The organism is Streptococcus mitis (genome assembly GCF_002096755.1).
Lineage (GTDB): Bacteria > Bacillota > Bacilli > Lactobacillales > Streptococcaceae > Streptococcus > Streptococcus mitis_AC.
The window spans coordinates 190,168-208,532 of sequence record NZ_NCVF01000024.1 but is presented as its reverse complement, the minus strand read 5'-3'; the positions used below and the strand labels follow the sequence as shown (position 1 = coordinate 208,532).

Annotated in this window: 19 protein-coding genes; 17 read left to right on the top strand and 2 right to left on the bottom strand. The window is 35.8% G+C overall.

The window, feature by feature from the left end; genetic code table 11:
* Positions 1-7 precede the first annotated feature (7 nt).
* From B7700_RS07200 to B7700_RS07130, 15 genes are all read left to right on the top strand, one after another.
* Positions 8-181, top strand: coding sequence for a hypothetical protein (locus B7700_RS07200; protein ID WP_000159607.1), 174 nt, complete (start codon positions 8-10; stop codon positions 179-181).
* Positions 178-957, top strand: a complete 780-nt coding sequence (locus B7700_RS07195; RefSeq protein WP_084888040.1) for a replication initiator protein A — start codon at positions 178-180, stop codon at positions 955-957. The genes B7700_RS07200 and B7700_RS07195 overlap by 4 nt, the downstream gene beginning before the upstream one ends.
* Positions 958-1,055: 98 nt before the next feature.
* Complete coding sequence (dcm, locus tag B7700_RS07190; protein ID WP_084888038.1) at positions 1,056-2,414, top strand: DNA (cytosine-5-)-methyltransferase; 1,359 nt, start codon at positions 1,056-1,058, stop codon at positions 2,412-2,414.
* Positions 2,398-2,847, top strand: coding sequence for a hypothetical protein (locus tag B7700_RS07185; protein ID WP_084888036.1), 450 nt, complete (start codon positions 2,398-2,400; stop codon positions 2,845-2,847). The genes dcm and B7700_RS07185 overlap by 17 nt, the downstream gene beginning before the upstream one ends.
* Positions 2,840-3,220 (top strand): thioredoxin domain-containing protein, encoded by a 381-nt coding sequence (locus B7700_RS07180; RefSeq protein WP_005589856.1) that lies wholly within the window; start codon positions 2,840-2,842, stop codon positions 3,218-3,220. Before B7700_RS07185 ends, B7700_RS07180 begins: the two co-directional genes overlap by 8 nt.
* A 12-nt stretch (positions 3,221-3,232) precedes the next feature.
* The gene (locus tag B7700_RS07175) at positions 3,233-3,466 is read left to right on the top strand and encodes a hypothetical protein (RefSeq protein ID WP_000840776.1); all 234 of its coding nucleotides are present in this window, start codon (positions 3,233-3,235) and stop codon (positions 3,464-3,466) included.
* Between the two features lie 2 nt (positions 3,467-3,468).
* Positions 3,469-4,056 carry a CPBP family intramembrane glutamic endopeptidase gene (locus B7700_RS07170; protein WP_084888034.1) on the top strand — a complete coding sequence of 196 codons (588 nt, stop codon included), beginning with the start codon at positions 3,469-3,471 and terminating at the stop codon, positions 4,054-4,056.
* 333 nt (positions 4,057-4,389) lie between these two features.
* Positions 4,390-4,689, top strand: coding sequence for a hypothetical protein (locus B7700_RS07165; RefSeq protein WP_000869763.1), 300 nt, complete (start codon positions 4,390-4,392; stop codon positions 4,687-4,689).
* Positions 4,679-5,167 (top strand): hypothetical protein, encoded by a 489-nt coding sequence (locus tag B7700_RS07160; protein ID WP_000093677.1) that lies wholly within the window; start codon positions 4,679-4,681, stop codon positions 5,165-5,167. The genes B7700_RS07165 and B7700_RS07160 overlap by 11 nt, the downstream gene beginning before the upstream one ends.
* Entirely contained in the window at positions 5,167-7,044 is a 1,878-nt protein-coding gene (locus B7700_RS07155; RefSeq protein ID WP_084888101.1) for a VirD4-like conjugal transfer protein, CD1115 family, read from the top strand. The genes B7700_RS07160 and B7700_RS07155 overlap by 1 nt, the downstream gene beginning before the upstream one ends.
* A gap of 20 nt (positions 7,045-7,064) precedes the next feature.
* Entirely contained in the window at positions 7,065-7,307 is a 243-nt protein-coding gene (locus B7700_RS07150; RefSeq protein ID WP_000627865.1) for a hypothetical protein, read from the top strand.
* A 16-nt stretch (positions 7,308-7,323) separates the two neighbouring features.
* A complete protein-coding gene (locus tag B7700_RS07145) occupies positions 7,324-8,178 on the top strand; it encodes a VirB6/TrbL-like conjugal transfer protein, CD1112 family (RefSeq protein ID WP_001054256.1) in 855 nt (284 codons plus the stop codon).
* Between the two features lie 53 nt (positions 8,179-8,231).
* Positions 8,232-8,591, top strand: coding sequence for a PrgI family protein (locus tag B7700_RS07140; RefSeq protein WP_001097589.1), 360 nt, complete (start codon positions 8,232-8,234; stop codon positions 8,589-8,591).
* The gene (locus tag B7700_RS07135; protein WP_192855672.1) at positions 8,542-10,899 is read left to right on the top strand and encodes a VirB4-like conjugal transfer ATPase, CD1110 family; all 2,358 of its coding nucleotides are present in this window, start codon (positions 8,542-8,544) and stop codon (positions 10,897-10,899) included. Before B7700_RS07140 ends, B7700_RS07135 begins: the two co-directional genes overlap by 50 nt.
* A gap of 11 nt (positions 10,900-10,910) precedes the next feature.
* A complete protein-coding gene (locus tag B7700_RS07130) occupies positions 10,911-13,724 on the top strand; it encodes a phage tail tip lysozyme (protein WP_084888032.1) in 2,814 nt (937 codons plus the stop codon).
* Positions 13,725-13,754: 30 nt separating this feature from the next.
* On the opposite strand, the gene B7700_RS11200 is transcribed toward B7700_RS07130, so the two are convergent.
* Positions 13,755-13,943: a hypothetical protein gene (locus B7700_RS11200; RefSeq protein WP_075202690.1), complete on the bottom strand. Its 189-nt coding sequence runs from the start codon at positions 13,941-13,943 to the stop codon at positions 13,755-13,757.
* Between the two features lie 18 nt (positions 13,944-13,961).
* Here B7700_RS11200 and B7700_RS07120 point away from each other — a divergent pair, with 18 nt between their 5' ends.
* A complete protein-coding gene (locus B7700_RS07120; protein WP_000431812.1) occupies positions 13,962-14,528 on the top strand; it encodes a PBECR4 domain-containing protein in 567 nt (188 codons plus the stop codon).
* Positions 14,529-15,417: 889 nt separating this feature from the next.
* Here the strand turns inward: B7700_RS07120 and B7700_RS07115 are convergent.
* Entirely contained in the window at positions 15,418-16,380 is a 963-nt protein-coding gene (locus tag B7700_RS07115) for a helix-turn-helix domain-containing protein (protein WP_048773342.1), read from the bottom strand.
* 226 nt (positions 16,381-16,606) lie between these two features.
* Here B7700_RS07115 and B7700_RS07110 point away from each other — a divergent pair, with 226 nt between their 5' ends.
* Positions 16,607-18,364: an ABC transporter ATP-binding protein gene (locus B7700_RS07110; RefSeq protein ID WP_084888029.1), complete on the top strand. Its 1,758-nt coding sequence runs from the start codon at positions 16,607-16,609 to the stop codon at positions 18,362-18,364.
* Position 18,365: the final 1 nt, after the last annotated feature.

The following is an 18,365-nucleotide window of genomic DNA, read 5'->3' as shown; positions in this document are numbered from 1 at the left end:
AGGGAAAATGACAAAAGAATTACAATCATCACGCTATATTGTCATTTCATTTTTAGTACGTGAAATGGGAATAGATATTGTTGAGGCCATCTCTCTTATGGCTGAATTGGAAAAAAGTGGCTTGGTTCGCTTGGAATCAAGTGGAGATTTAATACTCAAAGAACTTGGAGGCGCGCTATGAAACGAATTACCGCAAATCAATACCAAACTTCAGAACGGTATTATAAATTACCTAAAATTCTTTTTGAGGATGAGAAATATATGGATATGAAACTAGAAGTAAAGGTGGCTTATTCTATTTTAAAAGATCGTTTAGAATTATCTCTTAGTCGTGGTTGGATAGATGAAGAAGGAGCGGTTTATTTAGTATTTTCTAATTCTAAACTGATGAAGCTTTTAGGTTGTTCGAAGTCAAAATTACTGTCCATCAAAAAAATTCTTAAAGAATATGACTTAATTGATGAAGTCCAACAGTCTTCAAGTGAGAAAGGGAGACTAGCTAATAAGATTTATTTAGGGGAGTTGTCTTCTACCCCAGTAGGTAATTCAAACAGGCCTAGTGTTAAAAAAAGACTAGGGCAGGTTGAAAATGAAACGGCCCCCGTCTCACATTCAGCCCCTAGTGAGACTGAAGTTAGTGAGACTAAATATAGTGAGACTGATTCTTTATTTATTGAGGATGAGGAGGAGAGGAATACTCAACCTATCTTGAAAAGAAAAGTAGAAAAGGTCACAAAATATGATCGAGATTATATTTGGGGATTGGTACAAGATCAATTTAGACGAGAGGGTTTTTCTGAAACAGCCAGTGAAATTGCTATGACTGATTTTGAGAGAATCTATCAGTATGCTCTTGACAATGTTCGCTTTGTTAGACGTGCGGAAGTACTTGCTGAATTTGTGTTTAATGGCTTGTATTCTGTTTGGAACAACCGTGTTAGAAAAGGAGGTGGTTAAATGTCGCCAATCGAGTGGATATTAGTTATGCTCATTGTCATTTCAAGTGGAGTGACAGTTCTGACAATGATAGTCGATAAGAAAGGGGTGATAAAGAATTGAGATTTATTGATTTATTTTCAGGTATCGGTGGCTTTCGACTTGGAATGGAAAGTGTTGGACACGAGTGTATTGGATTTTGTGAGATCGATAAATTTGCTAGGAAATCTTATAAATCCATTTTTCAAACGGAAGGAGAAATAGAATTTCATGACATACGAGATGTTTCAGATGACGAATTTAAAAAACTCAGAGGGAAAGTCGATGTCATCTGTGGGGGATTCCCTTGTCAAGCATTTTCAATCGCAGGAAGACGATTGGGATTTGAAGATACTAGAGGAACTTTGTTCTTTGAAATTGCTCGCGCGGCCAAACAAATCCAACCACGTTTTCTTTTTCTTGAAAATGTTAAAGGCCTACTCAATCACGATAAGGGACGGACGTTCACCACAATCCTTACCACACTTGATGAGTTGGGGTTTGATGTTGAGTGGCAGGTGCTTAACAGTAAGGATTTTGGCGTTCCCCAAAACAGAGAGAGGGTGTTTATTATCGGACATTCTAGAAAGAAAGGTACCAGACTCTTATTTCCTTTCAGACGAGAAGGTCAAGCAACTAACTCTGAGACTTTAAAAACATTAGGAAATTTGAATCCATCAAAAAGTGGAATGAGCGGTAAAGTTTATTATTCAGAAGGTCTTGCGCCAACCTTAGTTTGTGGGAAAGGAGAAGGATTTAAGATTGCGATTCCTTGTATGACACCAGATAGATTAGACAAGAGACAAAATGGTAGACGCTTTAAGAACAACCAAGAGCCGATGTTTACTTTAAATACTCAGGATCGTCATGGTATTGTCGTTGTTGGAGATTTACCAACTAGCTTTAAGGAAACTGGTCGAGTTTATGGAAGTGAGGGGCTATCTCCAACACTGACTACAATGCAAGGAGGAGATAAAATCCCCAAAATACTAATTCCAGAACCAATCCAATTTCTAAAAGTACGGGAAGCAACGAAAAAAGGATATGCTCAAGCAGAAATAGGAGATTCCATCAATTTGGAAAGACCAAGTTCTCAGTATCGTCGAGGTAGAGTTGGAAAAGGTATAGCGAATACGTTAACAACTAGTGGACAAATGGGAGTAGTAGTTGCTAGCTATGAAGGAGAAGATAAACAAGTTTATCATGTAGCCGGTGTCTTAATAGATGGACAATTTTACCGTTTGAGAATACGACGAATCACTCCTAAAGAGTGTTTTCGCCTACAGGGCTTTCCTGATTGGGCTTTTGAAGCTGCTAGAAAAGTCTCTAGTAATAGTCAGCTCTATAAACAAGCTGGTAATAGTGTAACCGTTCCTGTGATTGCTGCAATCGCAAAGAAATTAAAAGAAATAGAGGAAAAAGATGAAAGCGTTAAATAAAGAGTCAATACTATATTGTGATGAATTAGAAACAGAATTACATGATGCAGAAATGATGCAGTTGGATGAACAAATATTTTTGATGCCCAATTATCCATGTGAGTTTGAAGTGACATTTTTAGATTATTACCATAAAAAACACAATTACCCCCTATTTTATGAATCCTATCTTCAAAACATTATGGAATTCCTTGAAAGTCAGGATATAAAGAATGGAGCTGATGCCTTTGTAGATGATAATCATAATCTTGTTTTTGTTTTATATGGACAAGGCTATCGAGCCGAGGGAAAAGAGGGAATACTTACAACCCAAGTAACTGTAAAAGCTTATGATGAAGACAAGAAATCAATTAACTTCTCCAATTTATTAGATTCCTTAATCGTCTCAGAATATCAAATGGAACCGAATCTTTGGGAGGTCTCCCATGATTGATCTCTATCTAAGTAAAAATAGCCAAAGAAATCAACTTCTTTTAGAATTCTTCCAAAACTATGGCATTGAGGTATCCTGTCATTCGATTTCTGAAATGACAAGGGATAAATTAATTGAGATGATGAGCTATTCTTCAGATTGTTTTGAGTTTTTATCTCCCAATTTATTACGATTTAAGAACCGTGACAATTTAAGATTAACGGATTTCATTGAAATGATATTAAAAAATCCTGAACTAACCATCAGACTTCCTCTTGCGGTTTCGAATAAAAGAGTTTATCCAAATCTAAATTTGGAGGAAGCTAGAGCTTTATTGCCAAGAGATACGAAACAATTGATTTACATGGCACAAACACATTATTTATCTAACTAAAGGAGAAGCAATATGGCTGAACGATTTTGGGAGAACTTGTCCATTATTTTGGCTGAAAGAAATATCAGCTGGATTGAGCTAACCAGAAAAATGTTTGCGGGAGAGTTTCACTATCCAAGTGAATTGAATCGTTTGTATCAAAAGATTCGTCACTACAAGATGGAACAACGAATGCCTCAAAGTCCATGGGTAGAAAGGATTGTGCAGGTATTAGATTTAGATTATGAAGATTTATTTCGGAGGTAACTATGAAAAGAATAATTCCAGTTTATATATTCCAACAAGTAAATGTCCTATTGCTATCTCTATACTTACTGAAATTTCTTTGTATCGGTGAGTTAACTATACTACAGATTCTCTATGGTTCGTCACTCATTTCTTTTTTATGGATGTATGGCCAACGTAAAAAAGTGCATAAGATCAGTATGAAATCTAGGATGAAATGGCTTGGTATTGGATTAGCTAGCCTACTGATTATAAGTCTATGTTTTAGCCTAATCCATGCTCAAGGAAGCACGAATCAAGCAAACTTAATTGGCCTACAACATCAGGTTCCTTGGTTTTCATTTTTATTGTTCTTAATCAATGCGAGTATGGTTGAAGAATTTCTGTATCGAGAAATCTTATGGAAGTTGGTCAGAAAATTAGACATCAGAATTGCCTTGACAAGTGTTTTATTTGCCTTAGTACATCATCCAGGAACCATTCTAGCTTGGTGTTTGTATGTTTCACTTGGGATGTTTTTAGGGATGGTGCGCTATAAATCTGATTTATGGGGAAGTATGGGTTTACATTTGGTTTGGAATCTACTAGTTTATAGTTTGCTGCTTTTTTAGAGTAAATTAGCTTGTTTTAGGGAAATGAAATGCTAACGTTATGTAACAATGTTAGTCTTTTATTTCAAACTCTTTGATTAATATGAATTTAGCTCGACAGAAAAATAAGAAATGTGATAAAAATTTCAACTACTCTTATCTATAATAAAGCTACCTGTTCTTTGAAAATTGAATCCACTCCGTCTTGATTAGCGTGCCTGTGTAAGTAGGGACTGAGAGTATTTCCCTGTGAAGGGCGACTGGCACAAGACGTGTGTGAGAATTTTCTAACAGACACGGAGTTTATCGTTACCAGACTTAAACGATGCGACAAACTAGATAAAGGAGTTAATCATGAAGGTAGTAAACTTGTATGATTTGAAACAAATGGGAAATAAAGGTGGTTGTACCATCCAATTGATTCATCACTTTCCTTTTGGTATGGGCTTAGGACATCTCAAAAAAGACTACATTGAATTTAAACGCGTTGGTATCGTTGATGGGAAAGCAGTAGAAGTTACTCTTCGAGAACCTTATTCGAGAGATCTACTGCAGGTTGTCAAGTCGATTAAGCAACGTCAGAAATTGATAGCTTATCGTTATAAAGAAGGAAAGCTGCTATTTGTGAAGAAGGAGGCATCAGATGTCCTCTGAACAACAGGAACGAATGGCAGTTCAATATGCTGAGCGTAGTCTTTTATTTACTGTAAAAAGTCTTTTAAAGATTCTAGAATGGTCTAGACGTCAGGCTTTAGCACAGGATTCCGCTTATAAGATAGGGGTGCAGAAATTAGAAGAATTGCTACAATCTCCTTATTCGATTGATACGATTAATCTGAAAAAAGATTTTTTAGACAAACCAATTGATATAGAGAAATTTAAAGCTTTTTTAGAAAAAGAAGAGATTCCTTTAGCCATCGCTTGGCAAGGGGATTCTCTGCATTTCTACACGAAAGACCGTTCGATTCTAGACAATCATTTAGACCATCTGTTAGAAAAAATGGTTAATGATCCGGAGAAATTAGCTGATTTTACCATGGATAAGTCATTGGACGATGCAATTGATGAAGCTAAATCCCAAATAACCTTTAGACAAGAAGGAGCCGTCAAACAGAAAGAGATGGTGAGATGATGTACAGTGGAAAGAAATTCCTACTATTCTCACTGTTAGGCATCTTACTAGGCTATCTTTTTCATCGTTTGACGCTTTTGTATGATTCCTATACTGGAAATAGCTTAGATAAATGGACTCATCTCCTGATGGAAGGTCAAGATGAAGTTCTTCAGTCGCCATGGAATGTTTCTTTTACTGGAAAATCAAGTGCTTTTTTTCTACTAGGTTTTGTGATGATGTTACTAGTTTATCTATATCTAGAGACTGGTAAAAAACAATACCGAGAAGGGGTAGAATACGGGAGCGCCCGTTTTGGAACTCTAAAAGAAAAGAAGCTCTTTTACGGTAAAGAATTTTCTCATGATACGATCTTAGCGCAAGATGTTCGTTTGACATTATTAGATAAAAAACCACCCCAATATGATAGAAATAAGAATATTGCGGTGATAGGAGGTTCAGGAAGTGGGAAGACCTTTCGCTTTGTGAAACCCAATCTGATTCAGATGAATAGTTCTAATATTGTAGTGGATCCTAAAGATCACTTGGCCGAAAAAACAGGCAAACTCTTTTTAGAACATGGCTACCAAGTAAAGGTGTTAGATTTAGTCAATATGAAGAACTCAGATGGCTTCAATCCTTTTCGCTATATAGAGACAGAAAATGATTTGAATCGCATGCTGACGGTTTATTTCAATAACACCAAAGGCTCTGGCTCTCGTAGTGATCCATTTTGGGATGAAGCTTCTATGACTTTGGTACGAGCTTTAGCCTCCTACTTGGTCGATTTCTATAACCCACCTAAAACAAGAGAACAGCTCATAGAAGAAAGTCGTTTAAGTCAAAAAGAATACCAGAACTTGTTGAAACGTCAAAAAAAAGAAGTGGAAGAGCGAAAAAAACGAGGGCGTTATCCAAGTTTTGCGGAAATCTCAAAACTCATTAAACACTTATCCAAGGGTGAAAACCAAGAAAAAAGTGTCTTAGAAATTCTATTTGAAAATTATGCTAAAAAGTATGGGACTGAAAATTTTACCATGCGAAATTGGGCAGATTTCCAAAATTATAAGGATAAGACTCTGGATTCTGTTGTTGCTGTAACCACTGCTAAATTTGCCCTCTTCAATATTCAAAGTGTTATGGATTTGACCAAAAGAGATACCCTTGATATGAAGACATGGGGCAAGGAAAAATCAATGGTTTACCTAGTTATCCCAGATAACGATAGTACCTTTCGCTTTCTTTCAGCCCTCTTTTTTTCAACCGTATTTCAAACCCTAACAAGACAAGCAGATATTGATTTTAAGGGTCAATTACCTCTTCATGTGAGAGTCTACTTAGATGAATTCGCAAATATCGGAGAAATTCCAGATTTTGCTGAACAAACCTCAACAGTTCGCTCTCGTAATATGAGTCTCGTTCCCATTCTTCAAAATATTGCCCAACTTCAAGGACTCTATAAAGAAAAAGAAGCTTGGAAAACCATTTTGGGAAACTGTGATAGCTTAGTCTACTTAGGTGGTAATGATGAAGATACCTTTAAATTTATGAGTGGATTACTCGGTAAACAAACCATTGATGTTCGAAATACCAGTCGTTCCTTTGGCCAGACAGGTTCAGGATCCCTTTCTCATCAAAAGATTGCCCGTGATTTAATGACACCTGATGAAGTTGGAAATATGAAACGGCATGAATGCCTGGTTCGAATTGCTAATATGCCAGTCTTTAAAAGCAAAAAATACAATTCCATCAAGCATCCAAACTGGAAGTACCTAGCCAATCAAGAAACCGATGAACGGTGGTGGAACTATCAGATCAATCCTTTGAATCAAAGTCAAGAAAACCATCTTGAAGGCCTTAGAATTCGTGATTTAACTTTTGAATCTAGTTTAAAATAAAAATAGAAAAGAGGAAATAGATGATTACGCATTTTAAAGGTTTTGTTTATGGAGTAGACGCAAGTGCTATGTTTGCACAAGCTATGTCTTTGTTACAGAAGGGATTGATTGCGGTTGGTGCCTTTCTCGTTGTTGTGGGGATTGTCAACCTTGCAACCAACATTAAAGATGGTGGACCAGGTGTTCGGAATGCCATTCTGGAAATTGTCGGTGGTGTTATGGTCGGGGCTGCTGGAGCCTTTGTAACCCAGATTTCAATTTAGGAGGATAAACAATGACATGAATCTTAGTTTAGTTTCACCCTTTGTTTACCTTGCATCTGAAAAAATATCAGCTGAAAATTTATTTGAAGGATTTAATGTGGATTTACAATCAACGGTAGATCTGATTAAATCTCTATCTAGCTACAATCCAACAGTTTGGACTTACATGTCTAGTATCACTAAAAGTGTCATGCAGCCTCTTGGAGTTGCGATTTTATCAGTTGTTCTCATCCTAGAATTTTCGAAGATGGCAAAGAAAATTGCTAACTCAGGAGGAGCGATGACCTTTGAAGCATTAGCGCCGATGTTGATTAGTTATATTATGGTCGCAGTTGTAATTACCAACACTACCGTGATTGTAGAAGCCATCATCGGGATTGCGAGTCATGCCATTGAACAAGTGGCCTCGATTGTGGCTCACGGTGGGGCAAAGTATGATACCATCTCTGGATTAAAAGGTTCAGGCTTTATTGGCCGGATGATTGTAGGCTTTTTCGCCCTCCTCATTTGGCTTGTTCGGATAGTAAGTGCAGCCATGGTCAATCTTTTGGTATCTATTCGATTTATTCAACTCTACCTTATGATTCCATTTGCCCCTCTTACGATTCCAACATTTTTAAGTGATGAGTGGAAGTCTATTGGTATTGGCTATTTAAAAAATATTATGGTCTATGCGGTACAAGGGGTTCTTATTTTTCTGATTGTTTCTCTTGTTCCTTTGTTTGAATCTGCTGGGAAAATAGCTGTTTCAAATGGTGCAGGGGTCTTGCAATCACTTGCGATTATGTTTGGTAGTTTAATACAAGCTATCTTACTGATTATTGCCCTCGTTGGATCTCAACGTACGGCTCGCTCAATTTTAGGTATGTAATTAGATAAAGGCTAGGAAGTGATTGCTTCTTAGCCTTTTTAGAAAGGAAAGTCATGAATACACGTGTCTTTAAAGACATCTCAAAATACCAACACAGGGCTTGGTTAGGTTTCACCACAAGACAAATCATCTTTGTTTTACCAGCCTTTATTGTCACAATTATTGTTTTGGGCTTAAATCTCTTTTTCTGGCAATTTGGAGATTGGTTTGTTTACGGTTTTGTGTTTGCCTTTACCATTCCCCTCATGCTATTTGGAGTCTATAAACCCAATGATTTATATTTTGAACATTATTTGAAATACCGTCTTCATTTTGAATTAACGGTTCCCCTACGCACAATTACAGGAAAGAAAGGACCTGAACATGAAAAGAAAATCAAATACATTAAAGAAACAAAAAACTTCAATGACTAATCAGAAAGAAGTAGTTAAAGGAAAAAAAGAGGAAGTGTTACCCTCTACGGCTAATACTCTTTCCTATCAAGCCCTGTATCAAAATGGTCTGATGCAGGTAAAAGAAGATTATTTCTCACAAAGCTATTTACTTGGTGATGTCAATTACCAGACCGTTGGTTTAGAAGATAAGGGCGCAATCATTGAGAAGTATTCTGATTTGATTAACTCCCTAGATGACCAAACCAACTTCCAATTGACTATCTTTAATAAAAGATTGAATTTAGAAAAGTTTAGACAAAGTGTTTTGTATGAGGAAAAAGAAGATGGGTATGATACCTATCGTAAAGAATTGAATCGGATGATGAATCAGAATTTAGACAGTGGTGAAAATAATTTTTCAGCTGTGAAACTGATTAGCTTTGGTAGAAAGGATTCTAATCCCAAACAAGCCTATCGTTCCTTGTCCCAAATAGGAGAATATTTCAAGAGTGGTTTCTCAGAAATTGATGCTCGCTTTGAATCCTTGGCTGGAGAAAACCGTGTGAACTTGTTGGCAGATATGCTTAGAGGAGAACACCATCTTCCTTTTTCTTATCGTGATTTAACGAGATCTGGTCAGACAACTCGTCACTTCATAGCGCCTAATCTCTTAGATTTCAAAAACAAGAATTACCTACAAATCAATGACCGCTTATTGCAGATTGTCTATGTGAGAGACTACGGTATGGAATTAGGGGATCAGTTTATCCGAGACCTCATGCAAGGAGATTTGGAATTGATTGTGAGCCTCCATGCTCAAAGTTCGACCAAGGCGGATGCCATGAAGAAACTACGAACAAAGAAAACCTTGATGGAATCCCAAAAGATTGGGGAACAACAAAAACTGGCTCGTACAGGTATCTATTTGGAAAAAGTAGGTCATGTATTAGAAAGTAATATCGATGAAGCTGAAGAACTCTTAAAAACCATGACCGAGACAGGAGATAAACTATTTCAAACAGTCTTTTTGATTGGTGTTTTTGGTCAGGATGAAGAAGAACTTAAACAAGCACTAGATACGATTCAACAAGTGGCCGGCTCAAATGACCTAATGATTGATAAACTTCCATATATGCAAGAAGCAGCCTTTAATAGTTTGCTGCCATTTGGTTGTGATTTTTTAGAGGGAGTATCACGGAGTTTATTAACATCTAATGTAGCAGTGAACTCACCTTGGACTTCAGTAGATTTACAAGACCGTAGTGGGAAATATTACGGTATCAATCAAATCTCAAGCAATATTATTACCATTGATCGTAGCCTATTAAATACACCGTCTGGTCTGATTTTAGGGACATCTGGAGCTGGGAAAGGGATGGCAACCAAGCATGAAATTATCACGACCAAAATCAAGGAATCTGGCGAAAATACAGAAATTATCATCGTTGATCCAGAAGCGGAGTACAGTGTCATTGGACGGGCTTTTGGTGGAGAAATGATTGATATTGCGCCCGATTCCCAAACTTATCTCAATGTCCTTGACTTGTCTGAGGAAAATATGGATGAGGATCCTGTAAAGGTAAAATCAGAATTTCTTTTATCCTTTATCGGCAAGTTATTGGATAGAAAAATGGATGGGAGAGAAAAATCGATTATCGACCGAGTTACGAGACTCACTTATCAGTCATTTAAAGAGCCTTCTTTGGAAGAATGGGTCTTTGTCTTGAGCCAACAACCAGAAGAAGAAGCGCAGAATTTGGCACTTGATATGGAACTGTATGTCGAAGGTTCTCTTGATATTTTTTCTCATAAGACCAATATTCAGACAGGATCTAATTTCTTGATTTATAACGTTAAGAAGTTAGGGGATGAGCTGAAACAAATCGCCCTTATGGTTGTTTTTGATCAGATATGGAATCGTGTTGTTCGGAATCAAAAATTAGGGAAGAAGACCTGGATTTATTTTGATGAGATGCAGCTTCTCTTACTAGATAAATATGCTAGTGATTTCTTCTTTAAATTGTGGAGTCGTGTCAGAAAATATGGAGCCAGTCCGACTGGAATAACTCAAAACGTCGAAACCTTATTGTTAGATCCAAATGGTAGACGGATTATTGCAAATAGTGAATTTATGATTCTTCTCAAGCAAGCAAAAAATGACCGAGAAGAACTGGTTCAACTCTTAGGCTTGTCAAAAGAACTTGAAAAATATCTAGTCAATCCAGAAAAAGGGGCAGGACTAATAAAAGCTGGTTCCGTTGTCGTTCCCTTTAAAAATAAGATTCCTCAAGGTACACAATTGTTTGATATCATGAGTACAGATCCTGATAAAATGGCTTCTAATTAAGGGGAAGGTAAATGAAGGATAAGAGAGAAATCATTCGTGCCCGAAAGGCATTTAGAAGAAGTCTAAAAGATGAGAAGAAATTCTTGAAAAAAGGAAAGAAGGAGGTAAGGAAACAGAAAAAAGATTCCGCTGTACTGGATGAAAAAGCATGGAAAAAAGAGATAAAAGAAAAGCTAGAGGAGATGAGAGAAGCTTCAAAGGAAAGAGTAAAACAAGCAAATGAAGACTACAATAACATCCTTCAAAATAGTCCTCCATCTCTTTTGAATCGGAAAGAATTAAGAGACAGACGGTTGCCTCATGCTAGGAAACGATTGAAAATAGCCAAGAAGCAATTTAGAGAAGCCAAGGTAGAAGCAAAAGAAGAAAGAAAAGAGAGTCGTAAAGAAAGAAAAACCAATCAAAAATTTCTCTACGGTCAGGAATCGAAACAAAAATCTAATTTTTTCTTTCAAGGGAAGAGTTTAGAAGAATTAAAAGCTAAGAAAGAAGTCAAGGCCGCAAAAGAGAATCTAAAATCTACTAAACAAGCCTATAAGTTCAAAAAAGTCAGTAGGAAAGCCAAAACTTTTCTTTATGTCCTTGGACGTGAAGGTGGAGAGTTAGCTTCAGAAAATGAAGATTTAGAAGGCTATCGCACGCTTCAAGAGACTATCAGAAAAGGAAAACGCTACAGTCGGCTTTCTTATAACATTGGGAAAGCTAGTGTCAAAACAGGACAAGTAACAGGTCGTTTTGCCAAGAAAAGACTGACCAACACAAAAGAGCGATACCATCATTTTAAGGATGGAAAAGGATGGAAACTAGCGAAAGATAATCCAAGTTCCTTTAAAAATCGGTTTCGAAAATTAAAGAAACAAGGTCTTATCAGTGTCCGAAATATCTATCAAAAACTAAAAGCAGCCTTTTCCTTCTTTACATTTGCGGCTGGAAATCCTGCAACATGGATAGTTGGAGGATTAGTCTTTCTTCTCTTATTTATGATGAGCTTCTTTTTAGGATTTTCATCTGCTAGTTTAATTCAACAAGATGAATTTGAATTAACAAAAGCTTATACCCACCTAACCTGGGAAGACGCAGAACATACTCGTACAAATGACAAAGGCATTACCTATTACACAAAAGTTGATGATGTGATGGGGTATATGAACTTTAAATTCCATGACTATGAGTTACACAAACCAGTTCACTTATTTAGTTCAGAAACTTACAAGGATTATCTGTCTACTTTGTGGCATGATTTAAACGATGGGGAAGATTTGAAATCCATGCAAGACCTCTATGAAACTCCTAAGTATAAACTATCGAAAGACGATCAAGAGGAAATAAAGGAATTAAAAGAAGAAGGGGTCTATGCTTCCATGCAGGAATTGGACAATCCATTTGAGGGGAAAAGCAACGAAGATAGTCTAACCATGACTTATCGTTATGGATACTATGATTTAGACGGAAAACCTACTCTTCAGGAGTACATTCTACTAGAAGCGAAGGCTCACCAAACGATTGTCGCACCAATGGATGGAGTTGTATCACTTGATGGTGACAATGTTATTCTCACTAACGGAAAAGGAGAGAATGAGAGTCGATTGACCTTGTATTCTATTCATAATGGCCGTGCGATTGAGGGGACAAGAGTCCTAACGGGTGATATTATTGGTGAAACACCAGACGATACAGGTTTGAAAGTTTCCTATCAAAAGTATAAGAACAAGAAAGAAAAATTGGTGTATGTCAATCCGCAATTTTATTTTCCAAAAGTCATTCAACTTCAGACCACTATCTTACCTGCAATTGGTCAGTTTGGTGGAGATGAGTTTGAACGAGCAAAACATATTTATGAGTTTTTGAAATCTCAAGGGGCAAGTCCCCAAGCCATTGCGGCTATTTTAGGAAATTGGTCGGTAGAGTCTTCTATTAATCCAAAACGAGCTGAAGGAGATTATTTATCTCCTCCAGTTGGCGCTACCGATTCCTCATGGGATGATGAAGCATGGTTAGCAATTGGAGGTCCAGCCATTTATGGAGGTGCTTATCCTAATATTCTTCATAGAGGTTTGGGGTTAGGGCAATGGACAGATACCGCAGATGGGTCAACACGGCATACAGCCTTGTTGAATTATGCACGCACCCAAAATAAGAAATGGTATGATTTAGACCTCCAACTTGATTTTATGCTTCATGGGGATAGTCCTTACTATCAAAGTTGGTTAAAGGATTTCTTTAAAAATACGGGCAGTGCAGCCAATCTCGCCCAACTCTTCCTCACCTATTGGGAGGGAAATTCTGGAGACAAACTACTGGAAAGACAAACTAGAGCCACGGAATGGTATTACCAAATTGAAAAAGGCTTTAGTCAAACAAATGGAGGACAGGCAAAAAGTGACCCGCAATCCCTTGAAGGTGTTCGTGGAGACTTGTATGAGCATTCTGTTCCTGGTGGTGGGGATGGTATGGCCTATGCCTATGGACAATGTACATGGGGTGTTGCGGCTCGTATGAATCAGTTAGGCTTAAAATTAAAAGGTAGAAATGGAGAAAAGATTTCGATCATTAATACCATGGGAAATGGTCAGGACTGGGTTGCGACAGCGTCAAGTCTTGGAGGGGAAACGGGTTCTACACCAAGAGCAGGTGCTATTGTTTCTTTTGTGGGAGGTACACATGGTACACCAGCAGAGTATGGTCATGTGGCTTTTGTCGAGAAGATCTATGATGATGGTTCTTTCCTCGTGTCTGAAACAAACTATGGTGGCAACCCTAACTATACCTTTAGAAAAATCTCTCAAGCAGATAGTGCCATCAGTTTTGCCTATACGGTGAAATAAAGAAGTTGATACTTGAAATTTTAACAATTTTCAGGTAGAATAAATAGTGTAGATGAGTGGTCGGCTCATGGTCAATCTGATAGTAATCTTGGACATAAGGGCCAAGCGGTGGCGGACACCAGAACGAAATCCGATAGCAATCTTGGACGTAAGGGCCAAGCGGTGGCAGACACCAGAATAAACCGACTGACTAGGTGGCTTACAGACTCTGTAAACCACCTTTTTTGTGAGGAAAATATGGAAAATTCTAGAGATTATCGTAATCCAAATTACACCGAAAAAATAAAACTTCAGCGTTTTTTTACTCAGTTACAAATTGCGGCTTCTTTTTTTAAAGAACACTTTGTTGGCAAAATCATGTATTATGAAACGGAAATAGAAAGTGTTGAACTTCATTTTTCACCTACTAATTTCATGCACCTATGTGGTGTTGATTACCGAAAAGGTGCAGGCAGTTTCTTTGACGATTGTTTAAATAGTCATGTCATAATTGATGAGTTGAAAATAAAAAATGATGGAACCACGATGCAAAAGTTACAAGTTTTAGGATCTATTGAGGAGTTATTGGGAAAGCATGTTCATCTAACTGGTTCAGGACGTTATTTGTATTTGGAGTTTGATTATGCTCTACGTACAAGAAAACAGATACTAGCATTAACATTGAAAGAGACATCAAAGAAAATTGTTCCTCAATCTTTATTAGATTTGAAGAGAAAGACAGTATTTCCAGAAGGTCAAAAAGTAATTTCAATTTACTCAAAACATTTACAAACGTCGGAACTTTTTTATTATTTAAAAGATTAGTTTACATATCTTTTGTGGTATAAAACATATTTTCATCATTATAAGGAGAACGCAGTTTTGGCTCGTTCTTTTTTTGTTGATGATATGCTCCAAACAACCTACACTAGATTGGATATGAAATAGTTTGTGATTACATAATTTATCTTCAGGGAAGTTATGGACATTATCTCAATTTCTGTCATGATAGACATCTCTAACAATTTCCGTTATAACAAACATTGACTTACAAAGTATTTCTTTTCTGAACATATTAGCGTTATAATATAAATGCAGTGTTACACTGTAGAATATTAAGAAAATAGGATACTGTAGGTTTAAAATAAATGTGTAAGATAAATAGTTGGATTAGTAAAAGTTTCAAGTCTGATAAGAACAATATTACATTTCATACAACTGAATGTATATATTTTATAAGAGAGAGGGATGCTTGATTGGGGAAAATCATTCAAAATACAGTTATAAGGATTTTAATAAGAATGAAAGTGTGATATTTCTTTTTCATTAATCTTCTAAATGTATTAAAATCAAGCTTTCCACTTATGTATTCTGCTAATAAACTTCAATACATTTCAATAGATTTTCAAAATTTGGTGGGGATTTTTATTATACTTTGTACGAGCTTTTCAATACCCTATCCCAACCTTTAAAATCCCCTAAGTTATTTACTCAAGGGATTTTTATCTGCTTTTTTCATACTTAAACAGTCAGTCTAACTGTTTGATTTTCTTTGTGACTAACTCCCTAAAAATAGTAGAATTAGCTACTTTACTGATTTTACAAGATAATAACAAGACCTAAACGTATAATTTATTTAGGTTTACCAATTATGACTTTAACATTTTCCAATAAGGTCTAACTCAACCGTCCCCAAAGTTAAATCCTTATGTATTTAATCAGAAAGATTATTTTTCGCATATTTTTTTATGTCTTTGGGATAAAATCCCTTATATTTTTTGAAGCATGTACTAAATTTACTGTGAGAGGAATATCCTACAGCCTCTGCTATATCTTGAATTTTAAGGGTAGAGTTCAGTAGGAGTAATTCCGCCATATTCATTCTCCGTCTTTGAGTATATTCTGTAATTGTGCATTGATATTTTTGCTTAAATAACTTTTTTAGTTTTGTGCCGCTCATAGTGGATATTTTTTCTAAAGTATCCTGTGAGATAGATGTTGCATAATGATCGTCTATATAATTGGTGACATTTTTCAAAGCCTCATCATCGGCAATAGATAGTGGATTGCTGTACTTATTTAAAAAAGAGTCTATTGTAATACTTAACCATTCCTTTGCCTTTGACTCAAAAAAGATTTCAGCAGCAGGAGATGCCATCTTGCAATTAAGGATATCTTTTGCGATTCTTTCTAAAGGCTTGTTTATTATAATGCTGGTATTAAAAAATAAATCTTCATAGTTACAGACTTTATTCTTATAAGAGGACAGGCATTGCTCTATCATGGACTGATTGAAATTTATACCGATTCCTAAATAAGGAGAGTTTTTGTGAAGTAAAAACCTAAAGTCTTTAGAATTTTTTGTATTTATAGTATAAAGTGAATTTGAAGAAAGATTTTGATAAGGATTAAAACATTCACCGTTTGCTGTAACTAAATAAGATAAATAAAGGGAATAGAAATTATTCAAACCAGAAAAACTTGTATGGATAATTTCTTTTTTTATGAAAACATCATAAATATCAATAGTGAAATTATCGCCCTCGTAAAACCAATATATGCCTTCTGCATTATCCGTGCTAAAACGGAATTCATGTCCTACAGTGGAGTATTTTGTATTATCGATAGATTCATCTGTAGAAAAAAAGTTTTTAACAAAGTTATAAAAATCACTCATATTATACCTCCGTGCTTTATATTTTATCCCGAATAGACATTATCCCGAATAGACTTATTTAGCCATATCTAATTGATTGAAATCCTCATTTATTATATAATGAATGATAGATAAAAACAAGAAAAACTATGCGTATTGCAAAAGAGTTTGAAAACAAGCCTCTAAAATCAGTCTAAAAAGGCTATTTATAGGGTTTGCTAATTTTAAAAAAAGGAGGAGTTGTTCAGTGAAGGATAAGAAGAAATCAATACTGAAAAGACTAATGGCTTACGGTGGTGAAAAAAGTTTTTTACTCTATATTGCTATGGTTATGTCTGCTGTATCAGGTGTCATGGTTTTGATGCCTATGGTATATATTCATAGAATTGTAAATAACTTAATTTTAAATGGGATGGTGAATTTTGATTATGTAAAGGAAAATTCAATTTATGCAGCAGTCTTTGCCGTTCTGGGGCTTTTTATATACCTAATAGGTTTAATTTTATCCCATATTTTTGCATTTGAAGTGGAAGATAACATTATTAAGACTTCCGTAACAAAACTAATAAACAAACCGCTTGGGTATTTCGATGACAAAGAAAGCGGAAGGATAAGAAATGTAATTGTGTCCGGAGCGTCTGAAACCCATTCTTTTATAGCGCATCAACTTCCTGATATGGCGATGACCATTATATCGCCAATCGTCCTGCTTGTATTTTTCTTCGTGTTTAACTGGAAGTTAGGACTTGCCAGTATGATACCGATGATTATCGGTATGACATTGATGTCATCTATGATGACAACCGAAACAAAAAAAATGAAGGATGAGTATTATGCAGGACTTTCCGATTTATCTTCTCAGACTGTGGAATATGTTCGAGGAATTCCTGTTGTTAAAACATTTGCACAAAGTGTTGAGAGCTTTGATAAGTTATATTCGTTAATCATAAAAACAAAAGACAATGTAGTTAAGCTTACTATGAGTTATACGAATAAAATGTCGTGGTTTGAAACCGTTTCTACATCGACGGCATTTTTCTTGGTACCTGTGGCATTACTCTTAATAAAATTTAATGGAAACTTATCTAATGTAGTTGCAGATTCTGTTATTTACTTCCTAATAGGACCGGCATTTGCTACTTTTATTATGAGAACTGCGACGATTACACAATACAGTTATTTTGCAGAACTTGCTTTAGATAAAATTGAAAATATACTTGAGTTTGATGATTTTGTTTATGGAAATAAAACAAGTTCTGATGTTGGGATAGAGTTTAAAAATGTAAGCTTTTCTTATGAAGATGAAAATGTATTAGACGATATTTCATTTAAGGTGAATAAAGGAGAACGAGTTGCTTTAGTCGGATCATCAGGCAGTGGTAAAACTACTATAGCAAGGCTTGCTGCACGATTTTACGATATTAAAACAGGTGAAATTTATATTGGAGGAATTAATATAAAAGATTTTGAAAAAGAGGCTTTAATGAGAAAAATTGCTTTTGTTTTTCAAAACTCTAAACTATTTAAAATGAGTTTAAGAGATAATCTTTTAATCGGAAAGCCTGATGCAACTAATGAAGAAATTGACAATGCCTTAATCAATTCAGGGGCTAAAGATATTATTAAAAATTTAGATAAAGGACTTGATACTGTTTACGGAACTAAAGGCACATATTTTTCAGGAGGAGAGGCTCAAAGGATTTCTATAGCGAGAGCTTTTTTGAAAGATGCAGATATTATCATTTTAGATGAAGCTACAGCCTTTGCAGATCCTGAAAATGAACATTTGATTCAAGAGTCTTTTAAGAAGCTATCAAAAAACAAGACAACATTGATGATTGCTCATAGATTATCTACAGTAGTAGATGCGGATAAAATTCTTGTTATTGATAAGGGGAAAATTGTAGAAGAAGGCAAGCATTCAGATTTAATCGGTATGAGTGGGCCTTACAAAAAACTTTGGGAAGAATATCAAAAATCCGTAAATTGGAAGATAGGAGGTTAAA

What these genes read in the sequence shown, in the direction of transcription:
- B7700_RS07200 (WP_000159607.1), top strand. Translation starts at nt 8, where the DNA reads ATGACAAAAGAATTACAATCATCACGCTATATTGTCATTTCATTTTTA.
- B7700_RS07195 (WP_084888040.1), top strand. Translation starts at nt 178, where the DNA reads ATGAAACGAATTACCGCAAATCAATACCAAACTTCAGAACGGTATTAT.
- B7700_RS07185 (WP_084888036.1), top strand. Translation starts at nt 2,398, where the DNA reads ATGAAAGCGTTAAATAAAGAGTCAATACTATATTGTGATGAATTAGAA.
- B7700_RS07180 (WP_005589856.1), top strand. Translation starts at nt 2,840, where the DNA reads ATGATTGATCTCTATCTAAGTAAAAATAGCCAAAGAAATCAACTTCTT.
- B7700_RS07175 (WP_000840776.1), top strand. Translation starts at nt 3,233, where the DNA reads ATGGCTGAACGATTTTGGGAGAACTTGTCCATTATTTTGGCTGAAAGA.
- B7700_RS07170 (WP_084888034.1), top strand. Translation starts at nt 3,469, where the DNA reads ATGAAAAGAATAATTCCAGTTTATATATTCCAACAAGTAAATGTCCTA.
- B7700_RS07165 (WP_000869763.1), top strand. Translation starts at nt 4,390, where the DNA reads ATGAAGGTAGTAAACTTGTATGATTTGAAACAAATGGGAAATAAAGGT.
- B7700_RS07160 (WP_000093677.1), top strand. Translation starts at nt 4,679, where the DNA reads ATGTCCTCTGAACAACAGGAACGAATGGCAGTTCAATATGCTGAGCGT.
- B7700_RS07155 (WP_084888101.1), top strand. Translation starts at nt 5,167, where the DNA reads ATGTACAGTGGAAAGAAATTCCTACTATTCTCACTGTTAGGCATCTTA.
- B7700_RS07150 (WP_000627865.1), top strand. Translation starts at nt 7,065, where the DNA reads ATGATTACGCATTTTAAAGGTTTTGTTTATGGAGTAGACGCAAGTGCT.
- B7700_RS07145 (WP_001054256.1), top strand. Translation starts at nt 7,324, where the DNA reads ATGAATCTTAGTTTAGTTTCACCCTTTGTTTACCTTGCATCTGAAAAA.
- B7700_RS07140 (WP_001097589.1), top strand. Translation starts at nt 8,232, where the DNA reads ATGAATACACGTGTCTTTAAAGACATCTCAAAATACCAACACAGGGCT.
- B7700_RS07135 (WP_192855672.1), top strand. Translation starts at nt 8,542, where the DNA reads ATGAAAAGAAAATCAAATACATTAAAGAAACAAAAAACTTCAATGACT.
- B7700_RS07130 (WP_084888032.1), top strand. Translation starts at nt 10,911, where the DNA reads ATGAAGGATAAGAGAGAAATCATTCGTGCCCGAAAGGCATTTAGAAGA.
- B7700_RS07120 (WP_000431812.1), top strand. Translation starts at nt 13,962, where the DNA reads ATGGAAAATTCTAGAGATTATCGTAATCCAAATTACACCGAAAAAATA.
- B7700_RS07115 (WP_048773342.1), bottom strand. Translation starts at nt 16,380, where the DNA reads ATGAGTGATTTTTATAACTTTGTTAAAAACTTTTTTTCTACAGATGAA.